Origin of the sequence: Flagellimonas olearia (assembly GCF_004150225.1) — a bacterium.
GTDB lineage: Bacteria > Bacteroidota > Bacteroidia > Flavobacteriales > Flavobacteriaceae > Flagellimonas > Flagellimonas olearia.
In genome coordinates, this window is sequence record NZ_ML142907.1 from 1028360 (window position 1) to 1051328 (window position 22969).

At 43.0% G+C, this 22969-nt stretch carries 36 protein-coding genes; 1 reads left to right on the plus strand and 35 read right to left on the minus strand.

Annotated elements, in window-relative coordinates; all coding sequences use genetic code 11:
* Positions 1–424 precede the first annotated feature (424 nt).
* Both ctlX and DN53_RS04700 read right to left on the minus strand, forming a co-directional pair.
* Entirely contained in the window at positions 425–1330 is a 906-nt protein-coding gene (gene ctlX, locus DN53_RS04695) for a citrulline utilization hydrolase CtlX (RefSeq protein ID WP_129653360.1), read from the minus strand.
* A gap of 67 nt (positions 1331–1397) precedes the next feature.
* Positions 1398–2312, minus strand: coding sequence for a dimethylarginine dimethylaminohydrolase family protein (locus DN53_RS04700; protein ID WP_129653228.1), 915 nt, complete (start codon positions 2310–2312; stop codon positions 1398–1400).
* Between the two features lie 283 nt (positions 2313–2595).
* Between DN53_RS04700 and DN53_RS04705 the strand changes: the two genes are divergently transcribed.
* A complete protein-coding gene (locus DN53_RS04705; RefSeq protein WP_129653229.1) occupies positions 2596–3057 on the plus strand; it encodes a hypothetical protein in 462 nt (153 codons plus the stop codon).
* 52 nt (positions 3058–3109) lie between these two features.
* Here the strand turns inward: DN53_RS04705 and DN53_RS04710 are convergent, their stop codons facing one another.
* The 33 genes from DN53_RS04710 to rpsJ all read right to left on the minus strand — a co-directional run bounded on the left by DN53_RS04710 (position 3110) and on the right by rpsJ (position 22961).
* Positions 3110–4393 carry a citrate synthase gene (locus DN53_RS04710; RefSeq protein WP_129653230.1) on the minus strand — a complete coding sequence of 428 codons (1284 nt, stop codon included), beginning with the start codon at positions 4391–4393 and terminating at the stop codon, positions 3110–3112.
* A gap of 122 nt (positions 4394–4515) precedes the next feature.
* Entirely contained in the window at positions 4516–6057 is a 1542-nt protein-coding gene (locus DN53_RS04715; RefSeq protein ID WP_129653231.1) for a glycogen synthase, read from the minus strand.
* Positions 6058–6175: 118 nt separating this feature from the next.
* Positions 6176–7468 carry a phosphopyruvate hydratase gene (eno, locus tag DN53_RS04720; protein ID WP_129653232.1) on the minus strand — a complete coding sequence of 431 codons (1293 nt, stop codon included), beginning with the start codon at positions 7466–7468 and terminating at the stop codon, positions 6176–6178.
* Positions 7469–7586: 118 nt separating this feature from the next.
* Positions 7587–8699: a glutamine-hydrolyzing carbamoyl-phosphate synthase small subunit gene (gene carA, locus DN53_RS04725; RefSeq protein WP_129653233.1), complete on the minus strand. Its 1113-nt coding sequence runs from the start codon at positions 8697–8699 to the stop codon at positions 7587–7589.
* Positions 8700–8797: 98 nt separating this feature from the next.
* Positions 8798–9298, minus strand: coding sequence for a 50S ribosomal protein L17 (gene rplQ, locus DN53_RS04730; protein WP_129653234.1), 501 nt, complete (start codon positions 9296–9298; stop codon positions 8798–8800).
* Positions 9299–9359: 61 nt separating this feature from the next.
* Entirely contained in the window at positions 9360–10352 is a 993-nt protein-coding gene (locus tag DN53_RS04735; RefSeq protein ID WP_116218571.1) for a DNA-directed RNA polymerase subunit alpha, read from the minus strand.
* Between the two features lie 21 nt (positions 10353–10373).
* On the minus strand, positions 10374–10979 hold the full coding sequence (rpsD, locus tag DN53_RS04740; RefSeq protein ID WP_129653235.1) for a 30S ribosomal protein S4: 606 nt from the start codon (positions 10977–10979) through the stop codon (positions 10374–10376).
* A gap of 104 nt (positions 10980–11083) precedes the next feature.
* Entirely contained in the window at positions 11084–11476 is a 393-nt protein-coding gene (gene rpsK, locus DN53_RS04745) for a 30S ribosomal protein S11 (protein WP_129653236.1), read from the minus strand.
* Positions 11477–11583: 107 nt separating this feature from the next.
* On the minus strand, positions 11584–11958 hold the full coding sequence (rpsM, locus tag DN53_RS04750; RefSeq protein ID WP_116218574.1) for a 30S ribosomal protein S13: 375 nt from the start codon (positions 11956–11958) through the stop codon (positions 11584–11586).
* 2 nt (positions 11959–11960) lie between these two features.
* Positions 11961–12077 carry a type B 50S ribosomal protein L36 gene (gene ykgO, locus DN53_RS04755; RefSeq protein ID WP_013621733.1) on the minus strand — a complete coding sequence of 39 codons (117 nt, stop codon included), beginning with the start codon at positions 12075–12077 and terminating at the stop codon, positions 11961–11963.
* A gap of 5 nt (positions 12078–12082) precedes the next feature.
* The gene (gene infA, locus DN53_RS04760) at positions 12083–12298 is read right to left on the minus strand and encodes a translation initiation factor IF-1 (protein WP_008613577.1); all 216 of its coding nucleotides are present in this window, start codon (positions 12296–12298) and stop codon (positions 12083–12085) included.
* A 3-nt stretch (positions 12299–12301) separates the two neighbouring features.
* The gene (gene secY / locus DN53_RS04765; RefSeq protein WP_116218575.1) at positions 12302–13645 is read right to left on the minus strand and encodes a preprotein translocase subunit SecY; all 1344 of its coding nucleotides are present in this window, start codon (positions 13643–13645) and stop codon (positions 12302–12304) included.
* A 14-nt stretch (positions 13646–13659) separates the two neighbouring features.
* On the minus strand, positions 13660–14112 hold the full coding sequence (gene rplO / locus DN53_RS04770) for a 50S ribosomal protein L15 (protein WP_116218576.1): 453 nt from the start codon (positions 14110–14112) through the stop codon (positions 13660–13662).
* A gap of 13 nt (positions 14113–14125) precedes the next feature.
* Positions 14126–14305: a 50S ribosomal protein L30 gene (gene rpmD / locus DN53_RS04775; protein WP_207211079.1), complete on the minus strand. Its 180-nt coding sequence runs from the start codon at positions 14303–14305 to the stop codon at positions 14126–14128.
* Positions 14306–14318: 13 nt separating this feature from the next.
* Positions 14319–14843: a 30S ribosomal protein S5 gene (gene rpsE / locus DN53_RS04780; protein ID WP_116218578.1), complete on the minus strand. Its 525-nt coding sequence runs from the start codon at positions 14841–14843 to the stop codon at positions 14319–14321.
* Between the two features lie 7 nt (positions 14844–14850).
* Positions 14851–15204 carry a 50S ribosomal protein L18 gene (gene rplR / locus DN53_RS04785; protein ID WP_129653237.1) on the minus strand — a complete coding sequence of 118 codons (354 nt, stop codon included), beginning with the start codon at positions 15202–15204 and terminating at the stop codon, positions 14851–14853.
* 11 nt (positions 15205–15215) lie between these two features.
* Entirely contained in the window at positions 15216–15758 is a 543-nt protein-coding gene (gene rplF / locus DN53_RS04790) for a 50S ribosomal protein L6 (RefSeq protein WP_129653238.1), read from the minus strand.
* Between the two features lie 18 nt (positions 15759–15776).
* Complete coding sequence (gene rpsH, locus DN53_RS04795) at positions 15777–16175, minus strand: 30S ribosomal protein S8 (RefSeq protein WP_129653239.1); 399 nt, start codon at positions 16173–16175, stop codon at positions 15777–15779.
* 18 nt (positions 16176–16193) lie between these two features.
* Positions 16194–16463: a 30S ribosomal protein S14 gene (gene rpsN, locus DN53_RS04800; protein WP_116218582.1), complete on the minus strand. Its 270-nt coding sequence runs from the start codon at positions 16461–16463 to the stop codon at positions 16194–16196.
* Between the two features lies 1 nt (position 16464).
* Positions 16465–17016 (minus strand): 50S ribosomal protein L5, encoded by a 552-nt coding sequence (rplE, locus tag DN53_RS04805; RefSeq protein ID WP_116218583.1) that lies wholly within the window; start codon positions 17014–17016, stop codon positions 16465–16467.
* Between the two features lie 2 nt (positions 17017–17018).
* Positions 17019–17330 carry a 50S ribosomal protein L24 gene (gene rplX / locus DN53_RS04810; protein ID WP_116218584.1) on the minus strand — a complete coding sequence of 104 codons (312 nt, stop codon included), beginning with the start codon at positions 17328–17330 and terminating at the stop codon, positions 17019–17021.
* A 14-nt stretch (positions 17331–17344) separates the two neighbouring features.
* Positions 17345–17713 carry a 50S ribosomal protein L14 gene (rplN, locus tag DN53_RS04815; protein WP_106145060.1) on the minus strand — a complete coding sequence of 123 codons (369 nt, stop codon included), beginning with the start codon at positions 17711–17713 and terminating at the stop codon, positions 17345–17347.
* Positions 17714–17715: 2 nt separating this feature from the next.
* Positions 17716–17973: a 30S ribosomal protein S17 gene (gene rpsQ, locus DN53_RS04820; protein ID WP_014032003.1), complete on the minus strand. Its 258-nt coding sequence runs from the start codon at positions 17971–17973 to the stop codon at positions 17716–17718.
* 13 nt (positions 17974–17986) lie between these two features.
* Positions 17987–18178, minus strand: a complete 192-nt coding sequence (gene rpmC / locus DN53_RS04825; RefSeq protein ID WP_116218585.1) for a 50S ribosomal protein L29 — start codon at positions 18176–18178, stop codon at positions 17987–17989.
* A 19-nt stretch (positions 18179–18197) separates the two neighbouring features.
* Entirely contained in the window at positions 18198–18617 is a 420-nt protein-coding gene (rplP, locus tag DN53_RS04830) for a 50S ribosomal protein L16 (protein WP_129653240.1), read from the minus strand.
* 19 nt (positions 18618–18636) lie between these two features.
* The gene (gene rpsC / locus DN53_RS04835) at positions 18637–19356 is read right to left on the minus strand and encodes a 30S ribosomal protein S3 (protein WP_116218587.1); all 720 of its coding nucleotides are present in this window, start codon (positions 19354–19356) and stop codon (positions 18637–18639) included.
* 10 nt (positions 19357–19366) lie between these two features.
* Positions 19367–19774 (minus strand): 50S ribosomal protein L22, encoded by a 408-nt coding sequence (gene rplV / locus DN53_RS04840; protein ID WP_129653241.1) that lies wholly within the window; start codon positions 19772–19774, stop codon positions 19367–19369.
* 7 nt (positions 19775–19781) lie between these two features.
* The gene (gene rpsS, locus DN53_RS04845) at positions 19782–20060 is read right to left on the minus strand and encodes a 30S ribosomal protein S19 (protein ID WP_116218589.1); all 279 of its coding nucleotides are present in this window, start codon (positions 20058–20060) and stop codon (positions 19782–19784) included.
* A 12-nt stretch (positions 20061–20072) separates the two neighbouring features.
* Entirely contained in the window at positions 20073–20897 is an 825-nt protein-coding gene (gene rplB / locus DN53_RS04850; protein ID WP_129653242.1) for a 50S ribosomal protein L2, read from the minus strand.
* A gap of 9 nt (positions 20898–20906) precedes the next feature.
* Positions 20907–21197, minus strand: coding sequence for a 50S ribosomal protein L23 (gene rplW / locus DN53_RS04855; protein ID WP_129653243.1), 291 nt, complete (start codon positions 21195–21197; stop codon positions 20907–20909).
* 7 nt (positions 21198–21204) lie between these two features.
* Positions 21205–21834 carry a 50S ribosomal protein L4 gene (gene rplD, locus DN53_RS04860; protein ID WP_116218592.1) on the minus strand — a complete coding sequence of 210 codons (630 nt, stop codon included), beginning with the start codon at positions 21832–21834 and terminating at the stop codon, positions 21205–21207.
* Complete coding sequence (rplC, locus tag DN53_RS04865) at positions 21834–22451, minus strand: 50S ribosomal protein L3 (protein WP_129653244.1); 618 nt, start codon at positions 22449–22451, stop codon at positions 21834–21836. The genes rplD and rplC overlap by 1 nt, the downstream gene beginning before the upstream one ends.
* Positions 22452–22655: 204 nt before the next feature.
* Positions 22656–22961 carry a 30S ribosomal protein S10 gene (gene rpsJ, locus DN53_RS04870; RefSeq protein ID WP_007094989.1) on the minus strand — a complete coding sequence of 102 codons (306 nt, stop codon included), beginning with the start codon at positions 22959–22961 and terminating at the stop codon, positions 22656–22658.
* Positions 22962–22969 lie beyond the last annotated feature (8 nt).

The window sequence follows — 22969 nt, forward strand, 5'->3', positions numbered from 1 at the left end:
CCATAGTCTCAGGACAGGGTTCAGAATGACATTGGAGATTCGTGAAAGTTTGTGCCATTAGTGTCAAACCATAAAAGATTTCTCGACTGCGCTCGAAATGACAAAAAAGGCAAATCATCATTTCGATATGAGATGCAAAACATCGATTGAGAAATCCCATCCAACCCTTAGATTTCTCACAGCCCCTTCGTCATACGCTCAGGGCAGGGTTCGAAATGACATAAGGTTTTTGGGAAAATTCGTGTAGTTCGTGTCAAACCCCAAAAGGAGATTTCTCACATTGGTTCGAAATGACCCAGAGCATTCGAGAAAATTGGTGCCATTCGTGTCAAAACCTCAGAAGAGATTCTTCGCTTTGCTCAGAATGACAAATAAAAACTAACATCATAAGAGATGCGCCCCTGAAACGAGTTCAGGGTGACGGCTACTTCTTTGGGAGAAAAACTTCCGCCATCATACAACGGGCACTGCCACCGCCGCAGGTCTCAATAGTATCCAACGGACTGTGGATGATAGCACAATGTTTTTCAATGGCCTTGATTTGATTATCGCGAAGACTGTTGTAGGCCGCTGAACTCATCACCATAAAACGTTGGTCGTTGGCCCCGATTACTTGGAGCATGTTCCCGGCAAAGTGGTACATCTGCTCCTCGGTAATGTCTATGATTTCCTTACCGTCCATCTTAAGATGGTCCACCACATTCTTACGCTCCTTTTTGTCATCGATCGTGGCCAAACAAATCACTGCAAAGGTCTCGGCCATGGCCATCATCACATTGGTATGGTAAATGGGCAAACGCTGCCCGTCCACGGTCTGGTTGGCCGTAAAAATCACAGGGAAACAGTCAAAATCCTCACAAAACTCAATAAAAAGTTCCTCATGGGCCCGTTCGGATAGGGCGCAATAGGCCTTTTGATGGACCCGGTCCAAAAGAATGCTTCCCGTTCCCTCCAAAAACACGCCCTCTTCCTCAGCTTCTGTATAGTCCATGACATTGTTGATGGCAAAGCCTTGCTGCTCCAGAATGTCCAAAATGTCCTCACGACGTTCCTTTCTTCGGTTTTCGGCAAACATAGGATATACGCAAACTGTTCCATCTTCATGAAAGGAGACCCAGTTGTTCGGAAAAATGGAATCCGGGGTATCCTGTTCCTTGATATCGTCCACCACAACCACATGGACCCCATGCCCCCTAAGTTCCTGTACAAAGGCGTCAAACTCCTGCTGCGCCTTTTGGTTGATCTCCGTGTTCTTCAGGTCGAGGTCTTCCTGAAAATAATTGTTGACGGCCGTTTGTTCGTTCATCCGGAAAGCCACCGGACGAATCATGAGAATGGTATTGGTGATCTGTGTTCTCAATGCTTGTTTTGTTAAGTTTTCTAGACAAAGGTGGGTATTATTCCCGAATCAAGGGCATGGTACTGCAACGAAGTAACCCTTCTTGTTTGGCGATTTCGGCATAGGGGATTTCCTCTACGGTAAAACCTTGCTCGCGCAACCAGTTGTTGAGTCGGGTAAATCCTTTTTCGGACACCACCACTTCGGGGGAAATGGAAAATACGTTGCTGAACATTTGGTACATCTCGTCCTTGGTGATCTCAAAAACATTGTCTTTTCCAAAATAGTCCACCAACCATTGGTATTCCTCTTCCAACAAAAATCCATTTTTATGTAAAATGGCCTTGTCCTTCCCCACCGGCTGAAAACAGCAATCCAAATGCAAGGCATTTTCCTTGGGGTCTGTGTTGGATTTTCGAAGTTCAAAAGACTTTACGGTTTTGTGGGGAAACATCCTTCGGATGTACTCCACAGCCTCCTTATTGGTACGGGCCGTAATAAAATCCGGATAGTCCGGGCCGATGTAGGTTCCAATAAAGATATGATCGTTCCAGGGCATTACATCCCCTCCTTCGATATGGACTTCTTCCGGAGGACGAATGACCTTGTTGGGGTCTATTTTGTACAACACCTCATGAATAGCCACAAACTCCCGTTCGCGATCTGGAAGGATATTGGCATGGAAAAGTTTGTCCTCTATTACAAAAGCAATATCTCGGGCAAAAATCTGATTGCAGTCCTCCAATACTTCCGGGCGGTATACCTCCACTCCATGTTTCTGGAACACTTGGGCAAAGGCATCCATTTCCAAGATCATATCGGCTTCCTTAGGATAGGTTCCTGCCAAAATATGCTCCAAGGATTTGGGATCATAGGCCTCATCAGGACTAGGTATGGGACCACAGCTCTTGGCCGTACCCAAAATTACCGCCTTCAAGGGGCTGGTTTCATCCACAATATTCAATTGCATCATACCGGGTTATGCTATTATTGATACATGAGTATCAAGATACATGGGGTTTTCCCTGAAATTTTAAGGCAAATCTAGTGTTTTACTATCTATTTTCCATTTGTAGGAAAAGAAAAAACCATAGTCTTTTTATGGGTTTCCTTTAGTTGACATTAGCAATTAGGCAAAATCTTAATAATTTGATTATCATGTTATTAAAAACCACTACTTCATGCATTTTTTTACCCTAGAAATGTGAAGACTACTTTTTTAATTATTACATTTGTACTAAGATTTTTCTTACAAAATGAAAAAAGTGTTTTTTTCTTCCATATTGGTCGTAGGGCTGGTTGCCATCCTTGGTCAAATCAATGCCAAGCATTACGGAGGTCTCTTTTCAGACGACACCAAGGCTGAGCATAAAGAGCCTGTGGTGTATTCCGCAAAATTCAAGGAATGCATCGATATGAAGGATTTCCCCAAAAAGAAAACCTCAAAATATGAAGCTGCTTTTGAAGAAAGTGGCAGGGATATGGAGATGGTCGAAGCTTCCCTAAAAAAATTCAGGGCTTCTCTGGACTCTACCTTAAAAAACTTGAGCTATATAGACGCGCACGAATTTTTGCACGCACGGTTTGAACAATCCAAAGCGTTTGTGTCGCTTCATGACGATATCTCCAAAACACAAGAATACTACCACCGCGAAATTATGCGGATATGCTATGACAATGATCGGCTCCTAAATCTTGATTCGGGTAACTTCCATTAAAGGTTCAACAAAAAAGGCGATTGAAAATTCAATCGCCTTTTTATTATGTTGTCTATCTTTTTTCCAAGGGAACAAAAGACCTTAAGTTTTCGCCAATATAAATCTGACGTGGTCTTCCGATAGGCTCTTTTCGCAATCGCATCTCTCTCCATTGTGCAATCCACCCGGGTAGTCTACCCAAAGCAAACATCACGGTGAACATTTCGGTTGGGATGCCCAACGCCCTGTATATAATTCCGGAATAGAAATCCACGTTGGGATATAGTTTTCTATCCACAAAGTACTTATCCTCCAAAGCTTCTTTCTCCAATCCTTTGGCGATATCCAAGATAGGATCATCTATTCCCAAGTTGCCCAATACTTCATCGGCAGCTTTTTTGATGATCCTTGCCCTTGGGTCAAAGTTTTTGTACACTCGGTGTCCAAAGCCCATCAACCTGAAAGGATCGTTCTTATCCTTGGCCTTGGCCATATATTTTTTGGTATCCCCACCATCTTCCTGTATAGCTTCCAACATCTCCAAAACGGCTTGGTTGGCCCCACCGTGCAATGGCCCCCATAGCGCAGAGATTCCCGCTGATAGCGAAGCAAACAAACCTGCATGGGACGATCCCACAATACGTACCGTAGATGTGGAACAGTTTTGCTCATGGTCTGCATGCAAAATCAATAGTTTGTCCAATGCATTGATGGCAATAGGGTCTTTCCTGTATTCTTGGTTGGGCCTTTTGAACATCATTTTATGGATGTTCTCCACGTAACCCAAACTATCATCACCATAATCCAACGGCAATCCTTTTTTCTTGCGCTGTGTCCAAGCGACCAAAACCGGAAACTTGGCCAGAATACGTACAATGGAGGTATACATAGCCTTTTCGGAAGAGACATCAACAGAACTTGGATTGAAAGCAACCAAGGCACTGGTCAAGGAGGACAGGACACCCATGGGGTGCGCTGATTTTGGAAAGCCATCCAAGATTTTCTTCATCTCTTCATCCACTTGCGACTCTTCTTTGATATCACTGTGGAATTTTTCCAATTGTTCTTTATTGGGCAATTCGCCAAAAATCAACAAATATGCCACTTCCAAAAAGTCGGCCTTCTCCGCCAGCTCTTCAATGGAGTACCCTCGATACCTTAAAATTCCTTTTTCTCCGTCCAAAAAGGTAATGGCACTTTCACAGGATCCTGTGTTCTTGTACCCTGGATCCAAGGTCACTATCCCACTTTCCGCCCTCAAGTTTTTTATATCAATTGCCAATTCATCTTCAGTACCTTTCACCACGGGAAATTCATACCGTTTCCCTCCATATTCGAGTATAGCTGTATCCGACATTTTATGTTTTAATAGATTAGTAAAAATAGAGGTGGAAAAATACGAAAAAGCAGAACCATTAACAATTTACAATTACTATTTGTGTTGGTATTAACAGTAAAATACCAATTGCCAAAAAATTGTTACGATTCTAATCGGTATAGGACCTTGTAATACTCATCCACAGACTTCTTCCATGTAAATCGCATGCGTTTGGCGGATGTCTGTATCTTCTTCCACATAGGCTTATCGTTTTGATATACATCCAACGCTTGGTCCAGAACTTCCAACATGTTCTTGATCTTTTCCTCATAGTTCTCGCCATCAAAACTGAAACCGGTCTTCATGTGTTTCACGGTATCTTTCAGTCCACCTGTATTGTGCACCAGACAAGGGTTTCCGTTACGCATGGCCAACATCTGGCTAATCCCACAAGGCTCAAAAAGGCTGGGCATAAAATAAAGATCCGATTCCAGATAAATGGAGTCTATCAAATTTTCCGATTGACCGTTGGTAAAAATGAAGTTTTTATGTTCGTAGCTCAATTTTCGGAAGAGCTCCTCATACTCCGGAGCCCCAGTGCCCAACAGCATGAAGATACCGTCCACTTTTTCCAGCTTCTTTAAAATCTCCACAAAGGCTTCCGGGGAACGCATAAAAAAGTAAAACTTTTGTTCGGTCAACCGGGCCACACTGGAGGCAATGAACTTGGGTCTGTTATCCACAAATTCCATGATCTTTTCACCCGTATGGGCCAGAAAATCCGCCTTGTACTTTTTGGACTCTTCCTGCAACCATCTGAACAAGGCCTTTACCGTATTTCTATATATAAAGCCTTTTGATTCCTTGTTGATGTTTTTGTAATTGCATCCGTTCAGGATGCCGAACAGTCTTCCTTCCTTATCCGCTTTTTGTAGGTCTCTTTCCAGTCCCTCTCCCCCTATGAATTCCGGTGGCGAGCTCGGCAATAAAATATCTTCTTTGTAGGAGGGGGAAACGGTGTGTACCGCATCAGCAAAACGGATTCCGACGGCCATAAGGTTGATGCAATCCTTGTACCTGTAATCCATTAGCGCCTTATAATCAAGGGGCACATTGGGGAACCAGTTTTTCACGGACGAATAGTTGTCATCAAAAGGTCGTATGCCCTGAATCGCCAAATTATGGATGCTATATACAAACCGTATGTCCTTTAGGTTTTTGTACTCAGGATGATATTGTCTTAAAAACAGCAAAAGACTGGAATGCCAATCGTGTAAATGGACCACATCCAAATCGCCAAAGGCACCTTTTTTTATGGCCTCGGCCACTGCGGTACAAAAAATGAAATATTTAATGGCATCGGTATAAAAAGGCTCTTCGGGGTCATTATGGTAAATATGGGCAATATCCCCTGCCTCAATCTCTGGGTGGTGCAACACATAGTGCACAATATTCGGGTATTCCTTTTTGGGCTTTACCTCATAGAGTTCTGCCATGTATCCCAAGCCCCTAAGGCTAAAGTTCAGGTTGGTCCTAAGCAACTCTCCATGATGTAACCTTCCGTAGGAAGGCACTACAACATGTACCTTGTCTCCACGTTCGGAAATCATCCGGGGCACATCCCGGACCACATCACCCATTCCTCCGGCCTTGCAATTGGCCAGTCCATCATTTTCCGCAGCAACAAAAAGGAAATTGTTCATAGGTACGTTTTAGTTTGTTCAGTTACAAACATTAATTTATATAAAGTTTGCTACTGTTACAAATAAAAAGCCTTTCTCTGTTGAGAAAGGCTTTCCTATGCTAAAAAAACATTATGATTTACTTTACCTTAAAGGCTTTTTCCTTAGGGTAATAGGCTACACTTCCCAACTCCTCCTCTATGCGGAGCAATTGGTTGTATTTTGCCATACGGTCACTTCTTGAAGCTGAACCGGTCTTGATCTGACCCGTGTTCAACGCCACGGCCAAATCGGCAATGGTATTGTCTTCGGTCTCCCCGGAGCGGTGCGACATTACTGAAGTATACCCGGCATTTTTGGCCATGTTCACGGCAGCAATGGTCTCTGTAAGCGTACCTATTTGGTTTACCTTGATCAAGATGGAATTGGCAATACCGTTTTCGATACCTCTGGACAAACGCTCTACATTGGTCACGAACAAATCGTCACCTACCAACTGTACCTTGTCACCAACCTTATCGGTAAGCATCTTCCAGCCATCCCAGTCGTTTTCATCCATACCGTCCTCAATGGAGATGATTGGATATTTTTCACAAAGATCGGCCAAGTATTGGGCTTGCTCTTCAGAAGTCCTTACCATTCCTTTATCTCCTTCAAACTTGGTGTAGTCGTACTTTCCATCCACATAAAACTCCGCAGATGCACAGTCCAAAGCAATCATGACATCATCACCCAATTTATATCCAGCCTTTTCAACCGCTTTTGCAATGGTATCCAAAGCATCTTCGGTACCACCTTCCAAAGTAGGGGCAAAACCACCTTCATCACCAACAGCGGTACTCAAACCACGATCGTGCAATACTTTTTTCAGGTTGTGGAAAATCTCGGTCCCCATTTGCATGGCGTGGGTAAAGTTTTTGGCTTTGACCGGCATTACCATAAACTCTTGGAATGCGATAGGAGCATCTGAGTGCGACCCACCGTTGATAATGTTCATCATGGGCACGGGAAGCGTGTTGGCACTTACCCCACCTACATAACGATACAAGGGCATACCCAATTCGTTGGCAGCAGCTTTGGCCACAGCCAAGGAAACCCCTAGAATGGCATTGGCGCCAAGCTTGGATTTGTTGGCAGTTCCGTCCAACGCTATCATGGTCTGGTCTATAAGGTTCTGCTCAAATACAGAGGTACCCACCAATTCTTCGGCAATGATCGAATTGACATTGTCCACAGCCTTGGCCACACCTTTACCCATATAGGTATTTCCTCCATCCCTTAGTTCAACAGCTTCATGCTCTCCTGTTGAGGCGCCTGAAGGTACGGCAGCCCTTCCCAAAATTCCATTTTCGGTAACTACATCTACCTCTACCGTAGGATTACCTCTTGAATCCAATATCTGTCTTGCATGAATGTTGATAATAATGCTCATTTTTAACTAAATGTTTGTTGTTTTTATTAATTGGGCTAAGATACGAAAGGCGTCTCTTTTTACGCCATCTTACTGCCCATAAAACGTGCTAAATAACCTAAAAATAAACTATAACGTTTTAGTTTTTCCCAGTCTTGATCGCATCAAAAAATTGGTCGAAAAGGTAATCGGCATCGTGTGGTCCAGGACTTGCTTCTGGGTGATATTGCACAGAGAACACCTCTTTATCCTTCATCCGTATTCCGGCCACCGTTTGGTCGTTCAAATGGGTATGGGTAATCTCCAAATCGGGGTGGGCCTCGGTCTCTTCCCTATTGATGGCAAAACCGTGGTTTTGCGAAGTGATTTCTCCCTTCCCTGTCACCAAATTAAGGATAGGATGATTGATTCCCCTGTGCCCATTGTACATTTTATAGGTGGAAACCCCATTGGCCAAGGCCAATACTTGGTGTCCCAAACAAATCCCAAAAAGCGGTTTGTCCGAATTGATCATTTTCTTGGCCGCGGCAATGGCATCCGTCAACGGCTCTGGATCACCAGGCCCATTGGAGATGAAATACCCATCCGGGTTCCATTCCTTCATCTCTTCAAAAGAGGCGTTGTATGGAAAGACTTTAATGTAAGCTCCCCTTTTCGCCAAGTTTCTCAGGATGTTCTTTTTGATTCCGATATCCAAAGCGGATATTTTGTATGTTGAATTTTCATCGCCATAGTAATAAGGCTCTTTGGTGGACACTTTTGAGGAAAGCTCCAAACCTTCCATACTTGGAACGCTTTTCAACTCTTCCTTTAGGGCGTCTATTTCATCCACACGGGTAGAGATCAAAGCGTTCATGGCCCCATGGTCCCTGATATAGCTTACCAAGGCTCGGGTATCCACATCCGAAATGGCCAAAAGGTTATTCTTGTCCAAGAACTCCAAAAGGCTCATATTGGCGCTGGGCCTGGAGTATTCGTAACTGAAATTTTTACAGATAAGACCTGCAATCTTAACGGAGTCAGACTCGATCTCATCGGCGTGCGTGCCATAGTTTCCAATGTGGGCATTGGTGGTCACCATCAACTGCCCAAAATAAGAGGGGTCGGTAAAAATTTCCTGATAACCGGTCATCCCGGTATTAAAACAAACCTCTCCTACAGCGGTGCCTTCTTTTCCTCCCACGGCCTTACCATAAAAAATGGTTCCATCGGCCAACAATAGTAATGCTCTTTTTTTCGCGTGATACTTCATTTGTGTGCTCTAATTTCAGTTATGACAAAAAAACATAAAAAAAGGATAAGTTCTCACTTATCCTTTTTCCACTAATACAATAGTTAATAACATTGTTCTTATTCTTCAGAATCGTCGGTTTTGGTTTCGGCCACTGGCGCTACAGGCTCAGCTTTCTTAGTTCCTCCCCTTCTACTTCTTCTTGTGGTTTTCTTCTTAGGCTGACCTGCGTTGTACAGTTCGTTGAAATCCACCAATTCTATCATGGCCATATCGGCGTTATCCCCTAGTCGGTTACCCAACTTAATGATTCGGGTATACCCTCCTGGTCTATCAGCAACTTTTTCAGCTACGCTTCCAAAAAGTTCTGTAATGGCCTCCTTGTTTCTTAGGCTACTGAAAACAATCCTTCTGTTGTGCATGCCTTTTTCGGCAGTTTGGTTGTTCTCTGTCTTGGCCTTGGTGATCAAGGGCTCCACAAATTGTTTCAAAGCCTTGGCCTTGGCAACTGTGGTGTTGATTCTCTTGTGCTCTATAAGTGAGCAAGCCATATTGGCCAACATCGCCTTTCTGTGGGCCGATTTTCTTCCTAAGTGATTAAACTTCTTTCCGTGTCTCATTGTTTCTATTTATCATCTTGCTACCAAATCCCTACGTTATGGGGAGAGCAAAATATGATTGTTAATCTTTATCTAATTTGTATTTGGAAAGGTCCATACCAAATTGTAGGCCTTTATTGATGACCAACTCTTCCAATTCGGTCAGGGATTTTTTACCAAAGTTCCTGAACTTCATCAAATCGTTCTTGTTGAAGGAAACCAAGTCTCCCAAAGTATCCACTTCGGCAGCCTTAAGGCAGTTCAAGGCTCTTACGGAAAGGTCCATGTCTACCAATTTGGTCTTCAACAGCTGACGCATGTGCAAAGATTCCTCATCGTAGGTCTCTGTTTGTGCTATTTCATCAGCCTCAAGGGTGATGCGTTCATCAGAGAACAACATAAAGTGATGGATCAAAACCTTGGCAGCTTCGGTCAACGCATCTTTTGGGTGGATGGAACCATCGGTAAGAATCTCGAAAACCAATTTTTCGTAATCGGTCTTTTGTTCTACCCTGAAGTTCTCAATGCTGTATTTTACGTTTTTCACCGGAGTGTAAACGGAATCCACGGCAATGCTTCCCAAAGGTGCATTGGATTTTTTGTTTTCCTCGGCAGGAACGTAACCACGTCCTTTTTCTATAACGATCTCAAGGTTGATGCTCACTTTGGGATCCATGTTACAGATCACCAACTCTGGGTTGAGTACTTGGTATCCTGAGATAAATTTTTGGAAATCACCAGCGGTCAATTGTTCCTTTCCACTAACGGAAATGGAAACAGTCTCGCTCTCAACATCATCAATCTGTCTTTTAAAACGAACCTGCTTAAGGTTCAAAATGATTTCAGTTACGTCTTCAACAACGCCTGGGATAACAGAAAACTCATGTTCAACTCCATCTATGCGCACAGAAGTGATGGCAAAACCTTCCAAAGAGGAAAGCAATACCCTTCTCAGCGCATTCCCAACTGTTAATCCATAGCCAGGTTCCAAAGGGCGGAATTCAAATTTCCCTTCGAAATCTGTTGAATCGATCATTATAACTTTATCGGGCTTCTGAAAATTAAGTAATGCCATAATTGGATTAATGTTGAATTCTTATTTAGAGTACAATTCGACGATCAGTTGTTCCTTGATGTTTTCAGGAATCTGAAGTCTTTCTGGAATGGTTACAAAAGTTCCTTCTTTTGTAGCCGAGTTCCAAGTGATCCATTCGTAAACACTACTGTTGTTGGCCAATGAATCTTCGATAGCTTGAACGGATTTGGATTTTTCCCTAACACCTACTACATCACCTGGCTTCAATTTGTAGGAAGGAATGTTCACTACATCACCATTTACGGTAATGTGACGGTGCGATACCAACTGGCGCGCTCCTCTTCTGGAAGGGGAAATACCCATTCTGTAGACCACATTGTCCAAACGGGATTCGCACAATTGAAGCAATACCTCACCAGTTACTCCTTCTTTTCTTTTCGCTTCAGCGAAAAGGTTACGGAACTGACGCTCCAAAATACCATAGGTATACTTGGCCTTTTGCTTTTCGGCCAACTGAACGGCATATTCCGATTTTTTACCACGGCGTCTGTTGTTACCGTGTTGTCCTGGAGGGTAATTTTTCTTTTCAAAAGACTTGTCGTCCCCGAATATCGCTTCTCCAAACTTTCTAGCGATCTTTGTTTTTGGTCCTGTGTATCTTGCCATCTTCTTTAAAAATTGGAAAGTGCGATTATGAATTAAGGCTTATCCTTCGATAATCTAACTGCACCTTCGGTGAAGACCCTATTGGGCCGTTGAATATACTAAAATTAAACTCTTCTTCTTTTGGGTGGTCTACAACCGTTGTGTGGAAGTGGTGTAACATCTACAATCTCGGTAACTTCGATTCCCGAATTGTGGATGGAACGGATGGCAGATTCCCTACCGTTTCCTGGTCCTTTCACGTATACCTTAACTTTGCGCAAACCTGCTTCGTGGGCGATTTTTGCACAATCCTCTGCTGCTATCTGGGCAGCATAAGGGGTATTTTTCTTGGAACCACGGAATCCCATTTTTCCTGCGGAAGACCATGAAATCACATCTCCTTTTTTGTTGGTAAGGGATATGATGATGTTATTAAAAGATGCAACAACGTGTGCTTCGCCAGTAGATTCGACGATTACTTTACGCTTTTTTGCTGTTTTGGTATTTGCCTTTGCCATATTTTTTAGTTTCTAGTGTTAGCTCTTAGTTATTGGAATCCTAGACTTTTACATTTCAAACAGATTCTTCTAACGTCTAAATACTAACTAATGACTGTTACTGCTTATTATTTAGTTGCTTTTTTCTTGTTGGCAACCGTCTTTCTTTTTCCTTTTCTGGTCCTAGAGTTGTTCTTGGTACGCTGACCTCTAAGCGGCAATCCTGCTCTGTGGCGAATTCCACGGTAACAACCGATGTCCATCAATCGTTTGATGTTCAATTGGGTCTCTGAGCGAAGTTCACCTTCAATGGTATAAGCGGAAACAGCTTCCCTGATACGACCGATTTCATCATCGTTCCATTCAGAAACTTTTGTATCCTCACTTACTTGGGCGGTCTTCAAAATCTCTTGCGCCCTACTTTTACCTACTCCGAAGATGTAGGTAAGTGCAATAACGCCACGCTTTTGTTTAGGTATATCTACACCTGCAATTCTTGCCATAATTACCCTTGTCTTTGTTTAAATCTAGGATTCTTTTTGTTGATTACGTACAATCTGCCTTTTCTGCGAACTATTTTGCATTCGGCACTCCTCTTCTTTATTGATGCTCTTACTTTCATCGTAATTAGTATCTATAAGTAATTCTTGCTTTCGTTAAATCGTATGGACTCATTTCCAACTTTACTTTATCCCCGGGGAGCAACTTGATGTAGTGCATCCTCATTTTCCCGGAGATGTGTGCCGTTACCACGTGTCCGTTTTCCAATTCTACCCTGAACATTGCATTGGACAATGCTTCAATGATAGATCCGTCTTGTTCTATTGCTGGCTGTTTTGCCATAAATTATGCTACTTTTCTATTCTTTCCGGTTTTCATCAAACCGTCGTAATGCCTGTTCAACAAATACGAGTTCACTTGCTGCACGGTATCTATTGCCACACCAACCATGATCAGCAATGATGTTCCTCCGTAGAACAGTGCCCATCCGGCCTGTACATCCATCAACTTTACCACGATGGCCGGCAAAACGGCCAACAGTGCCAAGAACACGGAACCCGGAAGGGTAATCAATGACATGATCTTGTCCAAATAATCACCAGTTTCCTTTCCAGGTCTGATCCCGGGAATAAAACCTCCACTTCTCTTTAAATCATCTGCCATTTTATTGGTAGGCACGGTGATGGCTGTATAGAAGTAGGTGAAAATGATGATCAATACTCCAAACAAGATGTTGTAGGCCAATCCGAATATATCGGCAAACTGAACCTCCATCCATTGTCCCACAGCTGTATTGTTGAATGTTCTTCCCAATAAACTTGGTGCAAACATAATAGCTTGTGCGAAAATGATAGGCATTACTCCAGAGGCATTCAATTTTAAAGGAATGTACTGGCGCGCTCCCATTACGTTTTTCTCGTATCCACCTGAAGCTGTTCTTCTGGCGTATTGTACCGGAATCTGTCTTACGGCCATGACCAAAAGTACACTGGCCAAGATAACCAAGAACCAAACAATGACCTCAATCAACATAAACATGATACCTCCCGTGTTATTGGTAGTCCTTGAAACAAATTCCTGAACAAAGGACTGTGGCATGGTGGCAATAATACCGATCATGATCAATAGGGAGATACCGTTACCGATACCTTTATCCGTGATTTTCTCACCCAACCACATGGCAAAAACACATCCGGTCACCAAAATAATCACTGCTGGAACAATAAAGTCCAACCCCTTGCCCAATACAAAGGCGCTATCTGGAACTCCAAGTGCTCCAAGTCCGTACAAATATGCAGGAGCTTGAACAATACAGATACCAATGGTCAACCATCGTGTAATCTGGTTGATGGTCTTTCTACCACTTTCTCCTTCTTTCTGCAATTTTTGCAGATAAGGAATGGCAATTCCCATCAACTGTACCACAATGGATGCGGAGATATAAGGCATAATTCCCAGTGCAAATACGGACGCATTGGCAAAAGCTCCTCCGGTGAACGCATTAAGCAATCCCAAAATACCATCCTCTGCGGCCGTATTCAATTGGGTCAATTGCGTAGTATCAATACCAGGAAGGACAATTCGGGTACCGAAACGGTATACCAACAACAACCCTAGGGTAAGGATGATACGTTGTCTCAGTTCCTCAATCTTCCAGATATTTGATATGGTATCTATAAATTTCTTCATGCTATACGAATTCCTTATAAACTTATTGCTTCGCCTCCTGCAGCTTCAATGGCAGCTTTGGCGGAAGCCGTAAATTTATGTACAGATACTTTTAGGCCGGCTTTCAATTCGCCATCACCCAAAATCTTAACCAAGTCATTTTTGTGGGCCAATCCGTTTTCCACAAGCGTGTCCAAAGTAACCTCTTTTTTCACAGTTCCATTGTCCACCAATTCTTGTAGTTTACCAAGATTGATTCCTCTGTATTCCTTTCTGTTGATGTTTTTGAACCCAAACTTGGGGACACGTCTTTGCAAAGGCATTTGACCTCCTTCAAAACCAATCTTTTTGGAATATCCTGATCTGGACTTGGCACCTTTGTGTCCACGGGCGGCAGTACCTCCCTTACCGGAGCCTTCTCCCCTACCTAAGCGTTTTCCCTCTTTGTGAACAGCGCCTTCCGCTGGTTTAAGATTGTGTAAATCCATGTTCCGTTATATTTTAAGCTTCCTCTGTGGAAACCAAGTGTTTTACCTTATTTACCATTCCAAGGATACTAGGTGTTGCTTCATGCTCAACAACATGCCCGATCTTGCGCAGTCCAAGGGCCTCCAAAGTCCTTTTTTGGTCCTGTGTCCTTTTGATAGCGCTCTTTACTTGTGTAACCTTAATCTTTGACATAATATCCTCGTGTTTATCCTTTAAAGACTTTTTCCAAAGAAACTCCTCTCTGCTTGGCCACGGTATCGGCACTCCTTAACTGCAACAAGGCATCAAAGGTAGCTTTTACCACGTTGTGTGGGTTGGATGAACCTTGGGACTTGGACAATACGTCTTGTACCCCAACAGCTTCCAATACGGCCCTTACAGCTCCACCGGCGATTACCCCGGTACCGTGTGATGCAGGCTTAATGAAAACCCTAGCACCTCCATATTTTCCTTTTTGTTCGTGGGGAAGTGTGGCTTTGGTCAAAGGAATACGAACCAAATTCTTTTTGGCATCCTCAATGGCCTTTGCAATTGCAGTGGCTACTTCCTTGGATTTTCCCAAACCATGTCCAACAACACCGTTTTCATCACCAACAACAACTATGGCTGAAAAACCAAAAGCTCTACCACCCTTGGTTACTTTGGTAACCCGTTGTACACCAACCAAACGGTCTTTCAACTCAAGTCCTCCTGGCTTTACTATTTCTACGTTCTTGTAATTCTGGTACATAGTCTTATTAGAATTTTAGTCCTGCTTCCCTAGCTCCTTCAGCCAATGATTTAACTCTTCCGTGATAAAGGTTTCCACCTCGATCAAAAGACACGGTCTCAACCCCTAGCTTAAGCGCTTTTTCCGCTATGGCCTTACCCACATTGGTTGCGACCTCACTTTTGGTTCCTTTGGCTTCCACATCCTTATCGCGTGATGAGGCTGCGGCCAAAGTTACTCCCTTGTTGTCGTCGATCAACTGGGCATATATTTCCTTATTGCTTCTGAAGACAGACAATCTTGGTCTTGCCTCAGTTCCGAAGGATACCTTTCGTATTCTTCTTCGGATGCGTAATTTTCTTTCAGTCTTAGATAATCCCATAGTCTTAATTATTAAGCTGATTTACCTGCTTTTCTTCTCAATTGTTCACCCACAAACTTGACACCTTTTCCTTTGTAAGGTTCTGGCTTACGGAAGGATCGTATCTTGGCGGCCACCTGACCTACCAATTGCTTATCGTGGGATGTTAGTTTTATGATAGGGTTTTTCCCTTTTTCGGAGACGGTCTCAACTTTTACTTCTGGAGCAATGTCCATAACGATGTTATGAGAGAATCCGAGGGCCAAGTCCAATTTCTGACCTTGGTTGCTGGCTCTGTATCCAACACCCACAAGTTCCAATTCCTTGCTCCATCCTTGAGAGACTCCTTTTACCATATTGGCAAAAAGGGCACGATATAACCCATGCTTTGCTTTGTGTTCCTTGGAATCAGAGGGTCTTTCTACCAAAACGTTACCATCCTCAACCTTTACATCAACTCCAGAGAATTCTTGGGAAAGCTCTCCCATTTTACCTTTTACGGTAACCAAGGTATCTTTCACCTCTACGGTGACTCCTTCTGGAATTGCAACTGGACTGTTACCTATTCTTGACATTTTCTTCTCTTTTCTCGATTAATATACGTAGCACAATACTTCACCACCTACATTCTCCTGCTTGGCTTGTTTGCTGGTCATTACACCGTGGGATGTAGACACAATGGCTATCCCCAAACCGTTCAATACCCTTGGTAGTTCATCTGAACTGGAATACTTTCTCAAACCGGGCTTACTTACCCGTTGCAGTTTCTTTATAATGGGCTCCTTGGAAAACTTATCGTACTTAAGGGCTATTTTGATGTTCCCCTGTGCACCGTCATCCTCGAACTTGTAACTCAAAATATAGCCTTGATCAAACAATATTTTGGTAATTTGTTTCTTTAGATTGGAAGCGGGAACGTCCACTACCCTATGACCTGCCATGTTGGCATTTCTGATTCTGGTCAAATAATCTGAAATTGGATCTGTAAGCATTTCTTTTCTTTATCTAAATTACCAACTTGCCTTTTTAACTCCTGGTATCAAACCTTGATTGGCCATCTCCCTGAAAGTAACCCTTGATATTCCAAAAGTTCTCATATAACCTCTTGGTCTTCCTGTCAATTTGCAACGGTTACGCATACGTACCGGAGATGCATTCTTAGGCAACTTCTGAAGGGCTTCGTAATCTCCAGCCTCCTTTAGCGCCTTTCTTTTCTCGGCATATTTTGCAACCATTTTTGCCCTTTTTCTCTCACGGGCTTTCATTGATTCCTTGGCCATACTAGTTCTTTTTAAAGGGTACTCCCATTTCGGTTAACAATGATTTTGCTTCTTTATCGGTTTGTGCCGATGTAACAAACGTGATGTCCATCCCGTTGATCCTATTGATCCTGTCTATATTGATCTCTGGGAAGATGATCTGCTCAGTGATACCCAAGTTGTAGTTACCTCTACCGTCAAAACCAGTAGCTTTAACCCCTTGGAAATCCCTTACCCTTGGTAGGGCAGATGTGATCAATCTATCCAAGAATTCGTACATACGCTCACCTCTCAAGGTAACTTTGGCTCCAATGGGCATTCCCTTTCTCAATTTAAAGGTAGCAACGTCCTTTTTGGAAAGAGTGGCAACTGCTTTCTGACCTGTAATGTTGGTCAACTCGTCCACTGCATGATCAATAAGCTTCTTGTCGGAAACAGCTGCTCCAACACCACGGCTTACCACAATCTTTTCCAACTTGGGAACCTGCATTACGTTACTGTAACCGAATTCTTCGGTAAGCGCCTTTATTACACGCTCTTTATATTCCTGCTTTAATCTTGGTATATAACTCATGACTAAATTACTTCATTGGATTTTTTGGAAACCCTTACTTTTTTCCCATCTCTTTCTTCGTACCCAACTCGGGTTGCATCACCAGATTTTGGATCGATCAAGGAAAGATTGGAAACATGTATTGGCGCCTCCTTTTTGGTTATACCTCCCTGAGGGTTTTGTGCGCTCGGCTTTTCGTGCTTGGATACCTCATTGACACCCTCCACGATAGCTTTGTTCTTTTCACGGAATACGCGAAGCACTTTACCTTCACTGCCTTTGTGGTCTCCCGCAATGACTCTTACCGTATCCCCTGTTTTTATTTTCAACTTCATCTCTCTGTATTCTTTTACAGCACTTCGGGTGCCAATGAAACAATCTTCATAAACTGCTTGTCCCTAAGCTCCCTTGCAACCGGTCCAAAGACACGGGTTCCTCTCATTTCACCAGTAGGGTTCAACAATACGCAGGCATTGTCATCAAAACGGATGTAAGAACCGTCGGGTCTTCTGACCTCTTTTTTGGTTCGAACAACCACTGCAGTGGAAACAGAACCTTTCTTTACAGTACCGTTTGGAGTAGCTTCCTTAACCGTGACAACAATCTTGTCACCCAATGAAGCATACCTTCTCTTTGTTCCTCCAAGTACGCGGATGGTCAAAACTTCTTTTGCACCAGTATTGTCCGCAACCTTTAATCGTGATTCTTGCTGTACCATAATTATTTAGCTCTTTCAAGGATTTCTACCAACCTCCAGCACTTGGTCTTACTCAAGGGCCTGGTCTCCATTATCTTCACGGTATCACCTTCGTTGCAATCGTTCTTTTCGTCGTGGGCAACATATTTCTTGGTCTTCAAAACGAATTTACCGTACATAGGGTGTTTTACTCGCTTTACCTCAGAAACCACAATTGATTTCTCCATTTTGTTGCTGGTAACAACGCCTATTCTTTCTTTTCTTAAATTTCTGTTTTCCATAAGGCAGAACCAATTATTGTAATTCCCTTTTAGTTAATTCTGTTGCAAGTCTAGCTACCGTCCTTCTTGCCTTTCTGATCTGTAAAGGATTTTCCAAAGGAGTTACGGCATGTGCCATTTTAAGGTCGGCATGTTGTTTCTTGAACTCGGCCAACTTCTCCTTTAGCTCTTCAATTGAAAGTTCTTTTACTTCTGATTGTCTCATCTTTCTTCTCAATTAAAAATTAAGCGGAATAATCCCTAGCTACGATAAACTTGGTTTTGACTGGCAATTTCTGGGCCGCTAGTCTTAGGGCTTCTTTAGCCACATCCATTGGCACCCCAGCAATTTCGAACATGATTCTTCCAGGCTTCACAACAGCTACCCAATATTCTGGAGCACCCTTACCTTTACCCATACGTACCTCAAGAGGCTTTTTGGTGATGGGCTTGTCCGGGAATATTTTGATCCACAACTGGCCTTGTCTTTTCATGTACCTTGTCGCAGCAATACGCGCAGCCTCGATTTGACGGGAAGTAATGAAGTGTGAATCCATGGACTTGATACCGAACATCCCATTGGAAAGTTGGTGTCCTCTTTGTGAGATTCCTTTCATACGCCCCTTCTGGGCTTTACGAAATTTCGTTCTTTTTGGCTGTAACATCTTACCTTACTTTATCTTATTACTTTCTACGGCGTGGTTTTTTACCACCATCTTGTTTACCGCCTTTTCCTCCTTGACTCTTGCTCAATCCTACCAATGGGGAAAGCTCTCTTTTTCCATAGACCTCACCCTTCATGATCCAAACTTTGATACCCAATCTACCATAGGTAGTGTGGGCTTCGTGCAATGCATAATCTACATCGGCACGGAAAGTGGACAATGGGATTCTTCCTTCCTTGTAAGATTCGGAACGCGCCATCTCAGCACCGTTCAAACGTCCAGAAATCTGAATCTTGATTCCTTCGGCATTCATACGGATTGCCGCAGCAATGGCCATCTTAATGGCTCTTCTGTATGAAATCCTGCTCTCAATTTGTCTTGCTACACTGGCAGCAACCAAATTGGCATCAAGCTCAGGTCTCTTGATCTCGTGAATATTGATCTGAACCTCTTTGTTGGTAATTTTCTTAAGCTCTTCCTTAAGCTTATCAACTTCTTGACCTCCTTTACCAATGATGATACCTGGACGAGCCGTGGTAATGGTAATAGTGATCAATTTTAAGGTTCTCTCTATGATAACCCGTGATACACTGGCCTTGGCCAAACGTGCATGCACGTACTTTCTAATTTTATCATCCTCAGCCAGCTTATCGCCGTAATCGTTTCCTCCGTACCAGTTGGATTCCCATCCTCTGATAATTCCCAAGCGATTTCCTATTGGATTGGTCTTCTGTCCCATATTCTATTTTCTAGCTTTGAACGTTGTTATTGGATTCCAAAATCATGGTCACATGATTGGAACGCTTTCTGATTCTGTGAGCCCTTCCTTGTGGAGCGGGACGCAAACGTTTCAACATGGTTCCACCATCCACTCGGATTTCCTTGATATAAAGATCTGCATCCTCAATGCTGGCATCTTCATTCTTGGCCTCCCAGTTGGCAATGGCAGAAAGCAATAGTTTCTCCATTTTTCTGGAAGCTTCCTTTGAGTTGAACCTCAAGATGGCCAAAGCCATTTCGATTTGTTTTCCTCTTACCAAATCTGCCACCAAACGCATCTTTCTTGGAGATGTTGGGCAGTTGTTAAGCTTTGCAATAGCAAGTTGCTTTTTCTCTTCCTTTAACCTTTCGGCCATTTGTCTTTTACGAACTCCCATAGCTTACTTACTTTTTACCTTTGTTTTTGGCTCCTGCATGACCCCTGAAAGATCGTGTAGGTGAAAATTCTCCAAGTTTGTGACCCACCATGTTCTCGGTAACATAAACGGGAACAAACTGTTTACCGTTGTGGACCGCGATGGTCTGTCCTACGAAATCCGGCGTTATCATTGAGGCTCTAGACCACGTTTTGATAACCGTTTTCTTTCCTGATTCTATATTGGTTTGGACTTTCTTCTCCAGACTATGATGAACGAATGGTCCTTTTTTTAACGAACGTGCCATTTACTTTTTCTTTTATTTCTTTCTACGTTCTATGATGTATCTATTGGTATCCTTGGTCTTGGAACGGGTTCTGAATCCTTTTGCAGGAATACCGTTCTTAGATCTTGGGTGACCTCCGGAAGCCCTTCCTTCACCACCACCCATTGGGTGATCGACAGGGTTCATGGCTACTGGCCTAGTTCGTGGTCTTCTACCCAACCATCTGCTTCTACCAGCTTTACCGGACACCAACAATTGGTGATCGGAGTTGGAAACCGCACCGATGGTAGCCAAACAAGTGGCCAATATCATACGGGTTTCACCAGAAGGCAACTTAATGGTAACGAACTTACCGTCCTTTGCCATCAACTGGGCAAATGTACCGGCACTTCTCGCCATGATCGCTCCTTGACCAGGTCTCAATTCTATGCAAGAGATAATGGTACCCAATGGAACCTCGCTCAATGGAAGTGCATTTCCAATTTCAGGGGCAGAACCTGTTCCGGATTGGATCGTTTGTCCTACCTGCAAACCATTTTGGGCAACCACATATCTTTTTTCACCATCCTTGTACTCTACCAAGGCGATAAATGCAGTTCTGTTGGGATCGTATTGGACAGAAACCACAGTGGCTTCAACTCCTTGTTTGTCCCTTTTGAAATCGATGATTCGATATCTTCTCTTATGACCCCCACCTCTATGGCGCATGGTCATTTTTCCTTGACTGTTCCTACCACCTGACTTTTTTAACGGAGCAAGCAAGCTTTTTTCCGGCTTATCAGTAGTAATCGCGTCAAATCCGTTTACTACTCTAAAACGCTGTCCAGGGGTTATCGGTTTTAATTTTCTAACTGACATTTCTCGTCTTTATAGATTACTGTAAAAATCAATAATATCACCTTCAGCCACATCAACAATTGCTTTTTTCATCGCATTTGTCTTACCGTGCTGGATTCCGGTTTTTGTATAACGACTCTTACGCGCTGGTCCATAGTTCATGGTTCTCACCTTTTCCACAGAAACACCATAAGTAGCCTCTACCGCTTCCTTGATTTCCAATTTGTTAGCCCCAGGCTGAACATAGAAACCGTAACGATTGAAAAGCTCGCTGTCAGCGGTCATCTTTTCCGTAATAATCGGTCTTATCAACACACTCATGATACTTTTATTTCTTTAGGTTCGATTCAATTCCTTCCAAAGCGCTTTCGGTCAATACTAAACTGTTAGCGTTAACTATTTTGTAAGTATTTAATTCTGAGCCAGTTACAACTTCGGAGCGTTCCAAATTACGCGACGACAAATATACGTTATTATTTGTATCGCCCAACACTATAAGGGACTTTTTATTTTCCAGACCCAAAGAGGTTAGGAAAGCTACAAAATCCTTGGTCTTTGGAGTTTCAAAATTGAAATCTTCCACAACCACTACGGATTTCTCCTTGGTTTTAAGGCTCAAGGCCGACCTACGGGCCAATCGCTTTACATTTTTGTTCAATTTTTGGGTATAGTCCTTTGGTCTTGGACCGAAGATTCTACCTCCACCTCTAAAAACAGGGGATTTAATACTACCGGCCCTTGCGGTACCAGTTCCCTTTTGCTTTTTGATCTTACGGGTACTCCCGGCAATCTCAGCTCTCTCTTTAGCTTTGTGGGTCCCTTGTCTTTGATGCGCCAAATACTGCTTTACATCCAAATAGATGGCATGCTCATTGGGCTCTATGGCGAAAACGTCGTCAGAAAGGTCTACCTTTCTTCCGGTCTCTTTTCCTTTGATATCTAAAACTGCAACCTTCATTACTTCTCAATTGTTACGTAAGCATTCTTGTGTCCTGGAACACACCCTTTCACTACGATAAGGTTTTTCTCAGGAACCACTTTCAATACTCTCAAGTTTTGGACTGTTACTCTATCGCCACCCATTCTACCGGCCATTTTCATTCCTTTGAAAACTCGGGCAGGATATGATGCGGCTCCAATGGAACCAGGAGCTCTCAATCGGTTGTGCTGACCGTGGGTAGCTTGACCAACTCCACCAAAACCATGACGCTTAACAACCCCTTGGAATCCTTTTCCTTTTGATGTACCAATTACATCAACAAATTCACCTTCCACAAATAGGTCCGCACCTACGACGTCCCCTAATTTGTATTCACCTTCAAAATCTTGGAATTCAACGACTTGTTTCTTTGGAGAAGTACCTGCTTTCTTAAAGTGACCGGTTTCGGCCTTGTTAGCACGTTTTTCTGCCTTGTCATCGAAACCAAGCTGAAGGGCACTGTACCCGTCAACCTCTTCGGTTCTGACTTGGGTAACCACGCATGGTCCAGCTTCGATAACGGTACACGGAACGTTCTTTCCATTCTCGTCGAAGATGCTGGTCATACCGATTTTTCTTCCTATTAACCCAGACATATTTAACTAATTATTAATTGTTTACTTTTCTTTATTTACGCCAATTTCTTGGCAAAAAAATTGGGTCAAGAAAAACATTCTGCTCTGACCCAGATTTTTTTCTTTCACCGTTTTTCCCGAACCATCGTCCGAGACATGTACTTTTTTAGTTTTAAGTGTTGAGTTTTAACTTCAATGCTTAAAACTCAACACCTACAACTTTTATCAGACCTTGATCTCAACCTCAACACCGCTGGGAAGCTCAAGCTTCATAAGGGCATCAATGGTTTTTGATGAAGAGCTGTAAATATCCAAAAGCCTCTTGTAAGAGCTCAATTGGAACTGCTCTCTTGATTTTTTGTTCACGTGGGGTGAACGCAAAACCGTGAATATCTTCTTGTGCGTAGGCAATGGAATGGGTCCAGTTACCACAGCACCGGTCGTTTTTACTGTTTTCACGATCTTCTCAGCAGATTTGTCCACCAAATTGTGATCGTAAGATTTCAATTTTATTCTAATTTTTTGACTCATCTTGCTGA